The 14,901-nt window shown below is 74.3% G+C and carries 7 protein-coding genes; 5 read left to right on the top strand and 2 right to left on the bottom strand.

The annotated features are described in order from the left end of the window. Window positions 1-719 precede the first annotated feature (719 nt). Entirely contained in the window at window positions 720-2,855 is a 2,136-nt protein-coding gene (locus ABTY62_RS46160; RefSeq protein WP_352135397.1) for an asparagine synthase-related protein, read from the top strand. A 123-nt stretch (window positions 2,856-2,978) separates the two neighbouring features. Next, window positions 2,979-7,334, top strand: coding sequence for an AfsR/SARP family transcriptional regulator (locus tag ABTY62_RS46155; protein WP_352135396.1), 4,356 nt, complete (start codon window positions 2,979-2,981; stop codon window positions 7,332-7,334). A gap of 221 nt (window positions 7,335-7,555) precedes the next feature. Here the strand turns inward: ABTY62_RS46155 and ABTY62_RS46150 are convergent, their stop codons facing one another. Further along, entirely contained in the window at window positions 7,556-8,284 is a 729-nt protein-coding gene (locus ABTY62_RS46150) for a TetR/AcrR family transcriptional regulator (RefSeq protein ID WP_352135395.1), read from the bottom strand. A 322-nt stretch (window positions 8,285-8,606) separates the two neighbouring features. Between ABTY62_RS46150 and ABTY62_RS46145 the strand changes: the two genes are divergently transcribed. Together ABTY62_RS46145 and ABTY62_RS46140 are read left to right on the top strand one after the other, a co-directional pair. Beyond that, window positions 8,607-9,962 carry an NAD(P)/FAD-dependent oxidoreductase gene (locus ABTY62_RS46145; protein ID WP_352135394.1) on the top strand — a complete coding sequence of 452 codons (1,356 nt, stop codon included), beginning with the start codon at window positions 8,607-8,609 and terminating at the stop codon, window positions 9,960-9,962. Between the two features lie 273 nt (window positions 9,963-10,235). After that, entirely contained in the window at window positions 10,236-12,257 is a 2,022-nt protein-coding gene (locus tag ABTY62_RS46140) for an ATP-binding SpoIIE family protein phosphatase (protein WP_352135393.1), read from the top strand. 262 nt (window positions 12,258-12,519) lie between these two features. Here ABTY62_RS46140 and ABTY62_RS46135 read toward each other — a convergent pair whose 3' ends face one another. Continuing rightward, a complete protein-coding gene (locus ABTY62_RS46135) occupies window positions 12,520-13,848 on the bottom strand; it encodes an MFS transporter (protein WP_352135392.1) in 1,329 nt (442 codons plus the stop codon). Window positions 13,849-13,991: 143 nt separating this feature from the next. Here ABTY62_RS46135 and ABTY62_RS46130 point away from each other — a divergent pair, with 143 nt between their 5' ends. Then, complete coding sequence (locus tag ABTY62_RS46130) at window positions 13,992-14,540, top strand: MarR family winged helix-turn-helix transcriptional regulator (RefSeq protein ID WP_311729062.1); 549 nt, start codon at window positions 13,992-13,994, stop codon at window positions 14,538-14,540. The last annotated feature ends 361 nt before the right edge of the window (window positions 14,541-14,901 follow it).

Raw genomic sequence — 14,901 nt, 5'->3', positions numbered from 1 at the left:
GGCTGGGGGACGCCGCCGCCTCATTCCCCGCGGGCGGCGGAGCGGTCCGGGAGGCGGATGCCGCCTCCCGGACTGTCGTGCCGTCAGGAGCGGTGCGGCGGCGTGTGAGTACTTCAGGGCATCCGCACGCCCATCAAGAGCGCCACGGAAGTTTGGCCGAATAACGACCATCGGGAGTGGGCGCCCGACAGGGTCCGCCGTGGCTTCGTGTGGCGCTGATCGCGGCCGGGCTCCCGTGCCGGGCCGGGGAGGGGGAGGTCCGGCGCGGCGGCCCCCGTCATGGGTCGGAGCCTCCCGCCGTGATCCGGGTGCCTGTGTCGTGATCCGGGTGCCCGTGTCGTCGTCCGGACGCCCGTGCCGTGGTCCGGCGGTGCGTCATGGTCCCGTGGGCCGCATCGTGTTCGGCGGTTCCGGAAGCCCCGCGTCGTGAAACGGAAGCCGCTGTTCGCGCCCTCGTACGCCCCTTTGCGCCCCACTCATGGCAGCATGGGCCACGGCGGAGCGGTCCGTCGCGCCGACGGCGGTTTCCCGTACGCGCGTCCGCGCCTGGCGGGAATACGTCTTGTGATCAACCATGTTGTTTCTGTGGTCGAATGCGGTCAAAGGACATCGGGGAGATCCATGTAGTTGTCCGGTTCGATGCCGAAACCGTCGACGTGCTGTGCATGATGGCCCCTACTTCTTGGTTGCCTTGTTTGCCCACACCCTGTGGAGGCGCGATGCGGTGGTTGGTGGGGTGGAGCAGTACCGCATCGGGGCCGGACCCCTCGCAGGGTCGCGGGATCCAGCCGGTCGGCGCCCAACTCCTGTGGGCGGACCCCGATCCGCTGTGGGCCGTGGGCGACTGGCGCCCCGACGAGGTACGCGTCGTCCAGGCCGACCCCTTCTCCCGCCTCGCCGTCTTCGGCTGCTGCGGCGCCTCCGACGAGGAGCTGCGCGTCGGCCTGTTCGCCGCCCGCGGCGGCGCCCTGCGCCACCTCACCGCCTGGCCCGGCAGCTACACCGCCGTCGCGCAGGTCGGCCGCCGCACCACCATCGTCGGCGACCTGGCCGGCGCCCGGCCCGTCTTCCACACGGACTGGGGCGGCGGCACCGCGTACGCCACGGCCGCCCTGCCGCTCGCCGACCTCATCGAGGCGCAGCTCGACGTCAGCCACCTCGGCGCGCTCCTGGCCTGCCCCGACTCCCCGGAGGCGATGGGCGACGGCACCCCGTACCTGGGCGTCAGACGGGTGCCCCCGGGGCACGCCCTGATCCTGCGCGACGGCGCCCGCGACATCATCGGCTACGAGCCCACCGCCTCACTCGCCGTCGCCGCGCCCCAAGTGGAGCAGGAGAAGGCCGTGGACGGCATCCGGGACGCCCTCGTGGAGGCCGTACGGGCCAGGCTCGCCGCGCCGCGCCACGCTCCCGAGACCGACGGCCTCGACCCCGGACCGGTCCCCGGTATGGGCCCCGCCGAGCGGCGCGCGGCCCGCGGCGCGCCGGCGCCCGGCATCGGCGCCGACCTCTCCGGCGGCAGCGCCTCCGCCACCCTCGCCCTGCTGGCCGCGGGCCTGCCCGGGATGCCCGGCACCCTGCTCGGCCACGGCACCGAGGCGGGCGAACGCCTTCTCGCCGTCACCTTCAACGACCTGGCCACCCAGGGCGGCGCCCGCGCCCGCGAGGCCGAGCTGGAGCGGGCCGGCGCCATCGCCGCCAACCCGCGGCTGCACCACGTCGTGGTCGCCGGGGGCGAGGAGGCGCTGCCGTACGCCGCCCTGGACAGCGGCCCGCTCACCGACGAGCCCGGCCCCTCCATCGTCGTCGCCGAGCGCCACCGGCGCCGGCTCGCCGCGGGCAGCGCCGACCACTTCGTCGGCCACGGAGCCCGGCAGGCGCTCGACGCCCACCCGGCGCGCCTCGCCGACCTCCTGCTCGACCGGCAGCGCCGCCATCTGCTGCGCCCCGCCACCGCGCTCGCCAAGGCCGACGGCCCCTTCGGCCACTCCTTCTTCGTGCCCTTCACGGTCTACCGGGCGGCGCGCAAGCTGGCCCGTACGTCCTACCGGGACGGCGTCGAGGACGCCGCGAGCCGCCTCCTGGAGCGGCGCTTCACCGACGACGACGGCGGAGGCAGCGGCAGCGGCGGTGGCGGCGGAGCGGACGGGGGCGCGGGCGGCAGGGGCGGACGCGGGGTCGTCTCCGCCTCCCTCGCCGCGCTCGCCTGGTGCCGCCCCGGCCCCGCCGCGCGCTGGCTCACCGGCGAGGCGCTGGCCGAGGTGTCGCTGCGCCTGGAGGCCGCGGCGGTCCGCCCCGTGATCCTCCGCCGCCCCGGGGAACGGCGCGCCGACGCGGCCCTGGCCCGGCACGCGGCCGACCACCGGGTGTTCGAGCAGGCGGCCGAGGTGCGCAGCCAGCGGCTCCACGCGCCCTTCCTCGACAACCAGGTCGTACGCGCCTGCCGCCTGCTCCCCGAAGCGCTCCGAGTGCAACCCGGGGCGCGCGCGTCCGTGCTGCGCGCGGTCCTCGCGGGAGCGGGCATCCGCGACCTGCCGCCCGGCTGGGGAGCCCCCTCGCACGCAGCCCACGCCGCCTCCGTACGGGCCGGGCTGCGCGCCTGGGTCGGCGAGGTCGTCACGCTCTTCGACGCGCCGCTGCTGGCCGACGCGGGCCTGGTCGAGGCCCGCGTCGTACGCAAGGCGCTGCGCGCGGCGGCGGAGGGGGAGCGGCTGCCCCTGGACGGGCTGGCCGAACTCGTCTCCACGGAGGTGTGGCTGCGGCGGCTGATGGCCCGGCGCGGCACGTGCTGGACGGGGACGGCGGCGCCGCGGCAGCGGGCGGTGGCGGGCGGGGTGGTTCCGCGGAGCTTGTAGGGCGGAGCCGCGGTCTGTGGGCTCAGGTGTTCTGGGCTTCGTGGTCGGCGCACGGGCGGCGCGGCGCGCCGACTGCGTCGTTTATTCGTACGATCCGACCGCCGACCCGAGGACAATGACGCCGTGCGGTATCTGATCCTCGGCTCGGCCGAAGCGCGCGACGACGACGGGAACCCCCTGCCACTGGGCGGGCCCCGCCTCCGCGCGCTGCTCACCGCGCTCGCCATGCGCGCCGCACGCCCGGCACCCGCGCCCGTGGACGTCCTCATCGACGAGGTGTGGGCGGAAGACCCTCCCCAGGACGCGCCCGCCGCCCTCCAGGCGCTCGTGGGCCGCCTGCGCCGGGCCGTCGGCCGGGACGCGGTGGTCTCCTCGCCCGGGGGCTACCGCCTCGCCACCGGCGGGCCCCAGGACGTCGACCTCCTCCACTTCGAGGCGCTGACGAAGAGCGGCACGACGGCCCTCGACGCCGGTGACCCGGAGACGGCCGCCGAGGTACTGCAGCAGGCGCTCGCGCTGTGGCGCGGCCCCGCGCTGGCCGACCTGCCGGACCGCGACGCGGCCGCCGCCCGCCCCGAAGCGCTCCGGCTGACCGCGCTGCACCGCCGTATCGACGCCGACCTCGCGCTCGGCCGCCCCGCGGACGTCATACCGGAGCTGCGCGAACTCGTCGCGGACCACCCGCTCGACGAGACCTTCCACGCGCAGCTGATCCGCGCACTGCACGCGGCGGGCCGCCCGGCCGACGCGCTCGCCGCGTACGAGGCGGTCCGGCACACCCTCGCCGACCGGCTCGGCACAGACCCGGGCCCGGACCTCAGGGCCCTCCACGGCCACCTGCTGTCCGGCACCCCCGCGCCCCTCCCGGCGGGCGCGGGCTCGGCGGCCGTACGGGGGCCTGGTGGCTTCGGGGGCTCTGGGCGCTCTGGGGGTGACGGCGCTGCCGGCGGCCGTGGCCCCGGCGGGGACGCCGAGGCGTCCTCCGGCGACGAGGCGGCGGGACGGGGGCCGTACGGGCCGCCCGTGGCACCCCGCCGCGTACCGGAGCCGACCCACGCGCCGTACGCCGCCGCCCACGACCCTTCCGGTGCGGCCCTCGACGGCGGGCACGTGCGGCGTGGCCCTGGGACGGCCCACGGTGCGGAGACGGCCTTTGGGGCCGGGACGGCCGGTGGCGGCGTCGCCCGCGCCGCGTACGCCGACCCCGCCCCTGGGGCGACTCATGGCCCCGGGGCGGCCTACGAACCGGCGGCGCCGCCTGCTCCGGGGACGGCCGGTGGACCGGGGGCGACGCGAGGGGGTGCCGCCGTCGGCGCGCCGGGCTCCGGCCATGGCGGCGAGGCGATACCAGGGACGGCGTACGTGGACCGTGGCGTTGGGGCGGCTTACGGTCCGGAGGGGGCTCGTGGGGGAGCTGCTGCTGGCGCGCCGGGCTCCCGCTACGGCGGTGAGGCGGCCCCGGTTGCGGCGTACGTGAACCGTGGCTACGGCATTGCCGACGGTCCGGCGGCGCCTGGCATGCCGGACTCCGGCCTCGGCGGGGCGGCAGCCCAGGGCTCGGCGTACGGGAACCATGACCCCGGGGCGGCTTACGGTCCGGAGGAGGTTGGTGGGGGAGCCGCCCGCGCGCCGTACCCCGGACACGGCGGCGAAGCAGCCGACGCCGCGTACGCCGCCCACGGCACCGGCACCGGCCCCGGCCCGGCCGACACCCCGCCCGCGCCGCCGAACGGCGGCCACGCGCAGGGCGGCGCCCCGCGCCCGCGCGGCAACCTCCGCGCGCGGCTCACCAGCTTCGTCGGTCGGCAGACCGAGATCGCCGACCTCCGCCGGGATCTGCGCGGCGCCCGCCTGGTCACGCTCACCGGCCCCGGCGGCTCCGGCAAGACCCGGCTGTCCGAGGAGGTCGCCGCGGCCGTCACGGCCGCCTACCCGGACGGCGTTTGGGTGGCCGAGCTCGCCAAGCTCGACCATGCGGCCGCCGTCCCCGGGGCCGTCCTGAGCGCTGTCGGCGACCGTGAGACGAGCTTGCTCGCCACCAAGCTCGAAACGCGGCTCGGCGGGGCGGACGGCGCCGACCCGGCCGCGCGCCTCGTCGAGCTCTGCGCCCACCGCCGCCTGCTGCTCCTGCTCGACAACTGCGAGCACGTCATAGACGCCGCGGCGGCGCTCGCCGAGACGCTCCTGGCGCACTGCCCGGGGCTGAGCGTGCTCGCCACCAGCCGGGAGCCGCTGGGCGTGCCCGGCGAGACCGTACGGCCCGTGGAGCCGCTCCGGCCCGCGCCCGCCCACCAGCTGTTCGCCGAGCGGGCCGCGGCCACCCTGCCGGGATTCGACCCTGCGCGGGACCCGGACACACAGGCGGCGGTCGCGGAGATCTGCCGCCGGCTCGACGGCCTGCCGCTGGCGATCGAGCTGGCCGCCGCGCGGCTGCGACTGCTCACCCCCAGGCAGATCGCCGACCGGCTCGACGACCGCTTTCGCCTGCTGACCAGCGGCAGCCGAACCCTGCTGCCGCGCCAGCAGACGCTGCGGGCCGTCGTCGACTGGTCATGGGAACTGCTCGACGAGCGCGAGCGCACGGTGCTGCGCCGGGCGTCGGGGTTCGCCGGCGGGTGGGGGCTGAGCGCGGCGGAGGCCGTGTGCGCGGACGGGCCGCCCGCCGCGGCCCCGTCGGCCGCATCCCCGGCCGACGGCATGGCGCAGGACGGCCCGGCGCACGACGGCACGAGCGCCATGAGCGCCATAAACGCATCCGTACAACCCGACGCGCACCCCGAGCTCCGCCCCCGCCCCCGCACCCACATAGCCCCCGGCGAGGTGCTCGATCTGCTCGGGGCGCTGGTCGACAAGTCGCTGCTGGTCGTCGATCACCCGACGGCCGACCCGGCCCCGGCCGAGGCCCGCTACCGGATGCTGGAGACCATCCACGAGTACGTCGGCGAGCGCGCCACCGAGGACTCCGTCGCCCGGGCCGACCACACCGCCGCCCTCGCCCGCCACACCGCCTACTTCCGCGACTACGCGCGCACCGCCGAGCCACGGCTGCGCTCCGCGGAACAGCTTCCCTGGCTGCACCGTGTCGAGTCGGAACTCGACAACATCCGGGCCGCCCTGAAGCGCTCTCTGGAGGCGCGCGACGAGCAGACCGTGATCGAGTTCGTCCTGGCCATGGGCTGGTTCTGGTGGCTGCGCAACTACCGCGACGAGGGCGTCGCCTGGACCCGCGAGGCGCTGATCCTCGGCGGTGCCATGGGCCCCGGCGACTGGCGGAGCGTGCTCGGCTCCATCCCCGGGGATGTCCCGCTCGGGGAGGACGGCGTCGACGAGGCCGCCACCCGCTACTGGGACCAGATGGACCTGCGGCTCCTGCTGTTCTTCCTGAACGCGGACAACGCCGATGGGCCCACCCTGACCAGCCCCGATGCCGTGAGCGCGGCCCGTCGCATCCGCGATGCCTACACCGCCCACCCCGGCCCGCGCGGCGCCCGGTTCCCCGGGATGCTGTGGCCGTTCTCCGGGTTCCTCCTCGACGGTCACGCCGGGGTGGTCCCGCTGATGGACGAGGCGGTGGCCAACTCCAGGGCGCACGGCGACGACTGGGCGGTCGGCGTGGCGCTGATGTTCCGCACGCACGCGGCCATCGACTCGCCGGGCGGCATGAAGAGCGTCGAGGCGGACTGGGCGGAACTCCGCGACCTCAGCAGGCGGGTCGGTGACCGCTGGATGCTCGCCCAGGTCGAGACCGCCGCGGGCGAGATGGCCGCGAACCGCGCCCGGCTCGACGAGGCGCGGGCGGCGTACGAGTTGGCGCGGCGGCTCGCCCGGGAGATCGGCGCGCACACCGAGGTGCCGTTCCTCATCACCCGGCTCGCGGATGTGGCGATCAACGCCGGGGAGCTGGACCGCGCGGAGAAGCTGCTGGACCAATCGGACGAGGAGGCGGGGCGCCGCGGCTCCCGGGACGTGCGGTCGTTCAACGGCTTGCTGCGCTGCCTGGTCGAGCTGCACCGCGGAAACCTGACCCGGGCGCGAGCGCTGTGCGAAGGGGCGCGGCGCATGGCGGAGCAGGCGACTCCGCCCCCGCAGTTCTGGGTGCTCGCAGACGGCTTGGACGCCCGTATCACCGCCGACGAGGGCGATGCGCCCGGCGCGCTGCGCAAGCTGCGCGACACCCTGAGAAGAGGCGCCGAGACCGGCTGCGTCGAGATCCTGCTGGCCCAGCAGGCGGAGACCGCCGCCCATGTCCTGGTGGGCTGCGAGAAGGAGCGCCTCGCCGCCCGGATGCTGGGCGCGGCCGACGCCTGGCGCGGTGAGCTGGGGCGCACCCCGCTGCCGCTGCGCGAGACGGAGAAGGCCACGGCGGCCGCGCACCGCGCTCTGGGCCGCGAGACCGTCGACGCGCTGCGCGCGGAAGGTGCGGGGCTGTCCGTCGAGCAGGTCATCGCCCTGCTCGACGAACTGGTGACGACCCCCTAGCCCGACCCCCTAGCCCGGGCTGCTAGCCCGAGCCGGCCCGGCCCAGGGGGTGTCCGACGGATCTTGATGCCCACGACGGCCATGCGGCGGAGCCGCTTGCGGAGCCGCATATCGCCGGCGCGGCTCACCACCCCGGGCCCGGCGCGCAGGGCCCACCATGCTCACCGCTCACCCGGCACGTCGCACCCGCACACGCGCACGCCGCACCCGCGCGGCCGGTGTCACGCCGCCGGGCGCGACCGCAGTCCGTCCAGGAGTATGTCCAGCAGCCGCGCCGACGCCGCCGCCTGCTGCGCCGCGTCAGGCAGCGAGGGCGCCGCCGTGGCGATCACCAGCAGCACATCGGCCACCGTCACATCCGGCCGCAGCTCACCCGCTTCCCGCGCCCGGTCCACCAGCTGCCCGACGACCTCCAGCAGCGCCGCGGCGCCCGCGTCGTCAGGGCCGCCCGGGACCGGGCTGTGCTGCTCCACCAGGCGCAGTTCCGGCTGGGGAGGAGGGTCGGCTAACCCCACGTGCCGCTGCTGCGGCACCCGGACCTCCGCCTCCACCTCGACCCCGACCCGCAGCACCTGGGGCGGCAGCAGCCGGCCCGCGCCGGACGCCACCGAGGTGCGCAGGAACCGGGCCAGCGCGGACCACGGCTCGTTCTCCTGGCCGAGGGCAGCCCGCGCCTGGTCGGTCAGCCGGGCCGTCTCCTCCTCGGCTATGCGGCGCACCAGGACGTCCTTGCTGGGGAAGCGCCGATAGACGGTGCCCACCCCGACTCGCGCGCGCCGGGCGACATCCTCCATGGGAGCGCCGTACCCCAGCTCCCCGAAGACCTCGCGCGCCGCGCGTAGCACGTGCTCAAGATTCCGCTGCGCGTCCACGCGAAGCGGTGCGTTCCGGCCGCCGGCTCCGTCTACCGATGCGACGGCTGACGACCAATGAGAACCCTGAAGCTGCATAGTGATCCCCCGGTAATGACGTCTCCCCCCGGAGACTCCCCGCCCAGAATGCCGGGGCAGTCTCAACCCCGGCGTGGAATACGAACATAGTTGAGCGCCGGTCAAGAAAGAAGGGGGTAGGTCCGGACAGATCGACCCCCTTTCGGAGTACCGCACCGCCCGTCTCCGCTTCCCCTGCCGCCCACCACCCCGCACTCCCTTACTGACCTGCGCACCTTCCGCACGCCAGACCGAATGACGGCCGCCGGGCGCGCCGAGATCGCCGGTCACACAATTCGTCGGGCCTGTGGACAAACCGCGGCTCTGCGTGCGTCATGGGAGGGTGAAGGAACCTGCGCGCATTCTCGTTGTCGGCGGTGGCTACGTCGGGATGTACACCGCGCTGCGCCTCCAGCGGAAGCTGAAGAAGGAGCTGGGGCAAGGCGACGTACAGGTCATCGTGGTCGACCCCGAGCCGTATATGACCTATCAGCCGTTCCTCCCCGAGGCGGCGGCCGGGTCCATCTCGCCACGCCATGTCGTCGTGCCGCTGCGCCGCGTCCTGCCCAAGTGCCAGGTCGTGATCGGCGAGGCCACGGCGATCAACCACGGCAAGCGCACCGCGACGGTCAGAACCCTCGCCACCGAGGAGGAGGGCACCGGCTCGATCGAGATCCGGTACGACGAGCTGGTGATGGCGCCGGGCTCCGTCTCCCGCACCCTCCCGGTCCCCGGCCTGGTCGACCACGGCATCGGCTTCAAGACCGTCGAGGAGGCCATCGGCCTGCGCAACCACGTCCTGGAGCAGCTGGACATCGCGTCCTCCACCCGGGACCCCGACGTGCGGGACGCCGCGCTCACCTTCGTCTTCGTCGGCGGCGGCTACGCGGGCGTCGAGGCGCTCGCCGAGCTGGAGGACATGGCCCGCTACGCCGTCCGCTACTACCACAACATCTCGCCCGAGGACCTGAAGTGGATCCTGGTGGAGGCCACCGGCCGCATCCTCCCGGAGGTCGGCGAGGAGATGGGCAGATACGCGGTGCGCGAGCTGCGCGGCCGCAACATCGACGTACGGCTGGACACCCGGCTCGACTCCTGCGTGGACCGGATCGCCGCGCTGAGCGACGGCTCGCGCTTCCCCACCCGGACCCTGGTGTGGACCGCGGGGGTCAAGCCGCACCCCATCCTGGCCTCGACCGACCTCCCGGTGAACGAGCACGGCCGCCTCAAGTGCACCGCTGCCCTCCATGTGGACGGGGTGGAGCACGCCTGGGCCGCCGGGGACGCCGCGGCGGTCCCGGACCTGACGGCGGAGAAGCCCGGCACGTACTGCGCCCCCAACGCGCAGCACGCCCTGCGCCAGTCGAAGGTGCTCGCCGAGAACCTGATCGCCTCCCTGCACAGCCGGCCGCTGAAGGACTACGAGCACAAGTACGCCGGCTCGGTGGCCTCCCTCGGCCTGCACAAGGGGGTCGCCCATGTGTACGGGCGGAAGCTGAGGGGCTACCCGGCCTGGTTCATGCACCGCGCCTACCATCTCAGCCGGGTGCCGACCTTCAACCGGAAGGCGCGCGTCCTGGCCGAGTGGACCCTGTCGGGACTCTTCAAACGAGAGATCGTCTCGCTCGGGTCGCTGGAGAACCCGCGGGCCGAGTTCAAGCTCGCCGCCGACACCGGCCGCCATCCCGAGGCCAGTTGACGCCGTTCGACGCCAGTCCATGCCCGTTCGGCGCCCCTCTGGGCGGAGGCGGGAACTCCCCCCGACCGACCGGCGTCTCACGGATGTCAGTCCGGTCGGCCACACTGGACGTGTGACCATGGGTGGGCTCGTATCTGCAAAGAGTGACAATCGCGAGGATTCGGAAGTTTGCTGCATTCCCCTGGGGGCCGTCCCCCGCACCCGCACCCGCACCCCTTTCCGTACCCCCGCGCCGGCGCGCCGCTCAGCCACAACCTCGCGAGGTAACCCCCGGTGAACTTCACGCGCTGGAGCGCCCGGCTTCCCCGAACACAGCGACGCACCGCCGCCCGCACCGACCGCGGCGCGCGGCGGCCACAGCCCGCGGCTGCGGGCGGTGGCAGCGGCTCCGTCCCCGCCGCCCGGGGCGAGCGCTCCGACCCCTCGGACCGCGGCGAGCCGCCGCCGTCAGGCGCGGCGGGCCCCTTCCCGGAGGACGGGATCCCCGCCGCCGTCCCCACCCTCGACGGGCTGTCCGTCCATGACGTGCTCGGCCAGGTCCCGGCCCTGGTCGCCGTCGTCTACGGCCCCGATCACCGCATCGCCTACGTCAACGAGTCCTATACGGCGATCTTCGGCGCCCGGACCCCCGGCGCCTCCGCCCGCCAGGCCCTGCCCGAGCTCCAGGAGCTGGGGCTGCTGCCGCTCATGGACCAGGTCCTGCGCAGCGGTCGGCCGCGTACGGTCAAGTCCCGGCGCGTCCTCGGCGCGCGGGCCGGGGCCGCGCCGGTGGCCGTGGCGGAGACGGAGGCGGCGGACTCCGTGGCCGAGGGCACCGTGGCCCAGGGCACCGTGGCCCAGCGCACCGTGGCCCAGGGCTCCGGCTCCCACGGCCCGGCGAGCGTGGCCGGCCGGGGGCGGCACGGCTACTACACCTTCACCTGCTCCCCGATCGAGATGGCCCCGCCGGCCCCCGCCCCCGCCCCCGCCCCGGCCGCCGCGGTCACCTCCGGGGCCGCCGATGCCCCGGCGGTCGCGACCGCACTCGGAGCGGTTCCGGAGCAGCCGCCGATCCCCGGCCCCGGGGCGTCCGGCGCGTCCGGCGCGCCGGACGGGGCCCCGTTGCGCGGTGTGCTGGTCTTCGGCGCCGACGTCACCGACCAGGTGGAGGCCGCGGAGCGGCTGCGCGCCAGCGAGCGCCTTCAGCGCCAGGCCGCCGTCACCCTCCAGCGCAGCCTCCTCCCACAGGAGCTCGAGCAGCCCGATGACCTGAGGGTCGCCGCCACATACCAACCGGGCGGCACGGACGCGGCCGTGGGCGGCGACTGGTACGACGTCATCACGCTGGGCGCCGGCCGCACCGCCCTGGTCATCGGCGACGTCATGGGGCGCGGCGTCCGAGCGGCCGCCGTGATGGGCCAGCTGCGCACCGCCGTCCGCGCCTACGCGCGCCTCGACCTCCCCCCGCACGAGGTCCTCCAGCTCCTGGACGGCCTGGCCGCCGAGATCGACCCCAACCAGATCGCGACCTGCGTCTACGCCGTCCACGACCCGAACGAGAACCGCCTGGTCTACGCCTCGGCGGGCCATCTGCCGATCCTCGTCCGCGACCCTGACGGCACCGTCCGCCGCGCAGCCGAGCCCACCGGACCGCCCCTGGGCACGGGCAGCTGGCTGCACACCTCCGCCTCGATCCCCTTCGGCCCGGGCTCCAGCGCGGTGCTGTACACGGACGGCCTGGTGGAGCGGCGCGACAAGGACATCTACGAGGGCGTGGCCGCGCTGGAGCGCGTCTTCGCGGGCGCCACGGGAGCGCCCCAGGTGATGTGCGACCGCCTGATCCGGGCGCTGGGCATCACCGCCGATCACGACGACGACGTGGCCGTGCTGGTCCTCCAGCACCCCGCCCGCACCGGCCATGACGCCGAGCTGTTCCACAACGCCGCCCTGGAACTCCTCGGCGGCGTCGAGGCGGCGCCTCGGGCGCGGGCGTTCGCCTCCGGCGTCCTCGCCAGCTGGCGCTTCCCCATGGAACTGCATGACCTGGGCGTACTGGCCGCGAGCGAGCTGGTCGCCAACTCGCTCCAGCACGGTGTGCCGCCGATGCGCCTGCGGCTGCGCCGTACGGACCGCCGCCTGATCATCGAGGTGACGGACGGCGACGAGCACCTGCCGCGCCGCCGCCGCGCCGAGCCGGCCGACGAGGCCGGGCGCGGCATCTCCATCGTCGCGACCATCGCCTCGTCCTGGGGTTCGCGCCGCACGCCGGGCGGAGGCAAGGCGGTCTGGTGCGAGTTCGCCCTCCCGGCGGGTTAGGAGGTGTCCTGCGGAGATTTTCCCCGCCCCGCCCCTTCCCGTAACCAGGGGCTTTGCCCCTGGACCCCGGGGTCTGGGGCGGAGCCCCCCACGCGGCGGAGCCGCACATCGGCAGGGGCCGGGAAGGGGCGGGGTGGGGGAGGAGCCCGCCGCAGGCGTCAAGATCCGCCGGACAGGGCCTAGGAGCCGCCCGCGCCGGAAGGGGCGGGTAGCGGAACGGAGCCCAAGGCGCGGCTCCGCCGCGCGACGCCGCGCCCCGGCGTTACGCCGCCGTGGTCACCGGATCCGTCGACTCAGCGTGCGATTCCCGCTCCGCCGACTCCCGCCGCTGCGCGGGCACCGCCGCACCCGGGGCGGTGCGCAGCGGATTGTCCTGTCGGGCCGTGAGCCGCCTGCCCAGCCGCAGCGCGAGCACCGAGATACCGAGCGAGCAGCCGACGAGCAGCGCGATGTACGCCACGTACATCCCCGACGCCGCCATCAGGCCGCCCACCGCCGGACCGACGGCCAGCGCCAACTGCTTGACCAGCGCGAAGCCGGAGTTGTACTGCCCGACCTGGGTCGGCGGCGCAAGATCGGCGACCAGCGGGGCGACGGTCGGCGACAGCATCGCCTCACCGAGCCCGAAGAGCGCGTACGCCGAGATGATCGCGCCGGTCGCGACGGCCTGGCTGCCCGGCACCAGGCCGGAGGCGCCCGCCACCAGCCAGGCCACCGTCCAGACCAGACCGGTCAGCGCGATGACGCGGCTGCGCCGCCGCCCCTCCACCAGCCTGAGCACGACGAACTGCGCCAGCACGATGGCCGCCGTGTTCGCCGCCAGCGCGGCGCCCAGCATCGCGGGCGAGATACGAGTGACCTCCACCGCGAACGCCGCCAGCCCCGACTCGAACTGTCCGTAGCAGGCGAAGAACATCACGAAGCCCAGCACACACAGCTGCACCATGGCCCGGTTCCGCAGCATGGCCCGCCAGCCGCCTCCGGCCTGCTTTCCCACGGCTGAGGCGGGGTCGAGCTTCGAAACCTTCGGGAGTCGCACGGTCGCCACGGCCGCGCCCAGCACCAGGAACATCACCGACTCGATCGCGAACAGCCGGACGAAGCTCGACGGGTCCGAGGCGTCGACCAGCAGTCCGCCGAGCAGCCCGCCGACGCCGAGGCCCAGGTTGTTGAGGAAGAACTGCGTCGCGAAGGCGCGTGAGCGGGTGGCCGTGGTCGAGCACCACACGATCATGGTGGCGAGGGCGGGCTGGATCACCGCGATGCCCGCGCCGAGCAGGGCCACGGCCGCGATGACGGACGCCTCGTCGGAGGCCAGACCCAGCCCCATCGACCCGAAAGCAGAGGCCACGGCGCCCACCAGGGCCACCGGTAGCGGGCCACGCCGGTCGATCACCCGACCGGTGAAGGGCAGCACGGTCAGCGCCGCGACAGCGAACACCGCGAGCACCATGCCCGCCGTGCTCGCGCCGAGATCCCGCACCTGCGCCACATAGACGAACAGGAACGGAACGGTGAAGCCGTTGCCGAACGCGCTCAGCGCGTTCCCCAGCTGGATCCGGCGCAACGCTGCGCCCATCGCGGTGGTCACACTCACCTGCCTAGGTCGAGAAGAAGGACTGAAGGACTGAAGCCGAATAGTGGAAGCCTCAAGACTTCAACACTAAAGTTCGAAGCTAAAGAGTACACCTCGAAGGACTTCGAGGCGAATGAGGACGTGCCATACTGCCCGGCATGCCTGAGACCCCCGGCCCGGCAGAGCCGAGCCTCGAGGAGCAGATCGCGGCCTACCAGCGCGAGTTCCAGGACCTGGATCCGCAGGTGGAGCAGGTCGTCAGCGCCCTCAGCCGCCTCAACCGGCGGATGAACGTCGCCTACAGCCGCCAGACCGCGACCCTGGGCATCAGCAACACCGAGTGGGAGGTGCTCAAGGCCCTCGTCCTCTCCGGAGCCCCGTATCGACTGGGCCCCGGCGACCTGGCCAAGCGGCTCGGCCTCACCCCGGCCGCGATGACCCACCGCCTCGACCGCATGGCGAGCGAGGGCCTGGTCACGCGGGAGCGCGACGAGGCCAACCGCGTACGCGTCATCGTCGAGCTGACGGCGGAGGGTCGGGAGAAGTGGCTGGAGGCCATGCGGATGGCGTCCGTCTTCGAGGAGGATCTTCTCCAGGACCTCTCCAGCGACGAGCGCGGAGCGCTGGGCGAAATGCTGACGCGGGTCCTTCGCAGGGTGGAGGAGACCCAGCCGGACGCCGGCGGACGGCTGAGCGACCTGGAGTGAGAAGACGCGCCGGGAATGAAGTTGACACGCCCCGGGGCGATGCGTAATGTACTCCGAGCTGCCACGGAGCCTTAACGGTTCTTCGACAGCCACTCGCGCCGCACCGGCGGCAAACCACTACTGCACGGCCCCTCATCGGGATGGATTTCGGCGTGCCCGGAATTCTGTCCCCGGAGCTCGATTATGAGCCCCGGAGGAAATCCGCTAAAGTAATGAACACGCCGGAAGGCGCGAAAAACCCCGCTCCAACAGGGGGCCGGAAACGGAATTCGGACCGGGAACGGACCGGAAAACGGATCTGGTAAGGTTGGAAACACCGAAGGGAAGCGCCCGGAGAAACCGGTGAAACGGTTTCAAAGGA

Origin of the sequence: Streptomyces sp. NPDC097640 (genome assembly GCF_040302705.1) — a bacterium.
In the GTDB taxonomy this organism is placed as follows: Bacteria; Actinomycetota; Actinomycetes; order Streptomycetales; family Streptomycetaceae; genus Streptomyces.
Note: the sequence above shows the minus strand (reverse complement) of the source record. Positions and strands in the feature narration are given on the sequence as shown.

Bases quoted from the DNA above. Each gene is read 5' to 3' on its own strand.
- ABTY62_RS46160 (WP_352135397.1), top strand. From the start codon at position 720: ATGCGGTGGTTGGTGGGGTGGAGCAGTACCGCATCGGGGCCGGACCCC.
- ABTY62_RS46150 (WP_352135395.1), bottom strand. From the start codon at position 8,284: ATGCAGCTTCAGGGTTCTCATTGGTCGTCAGCCGTCGCATCGGTAGAC.
- ABTY62_RS46130 (WP_311729062.1), top strand. From the start codon at position 13,992: ATGCCTGAGACCCCCGGCCCGGCAGAGCCGAGCCTCGAGGAGCAGATC.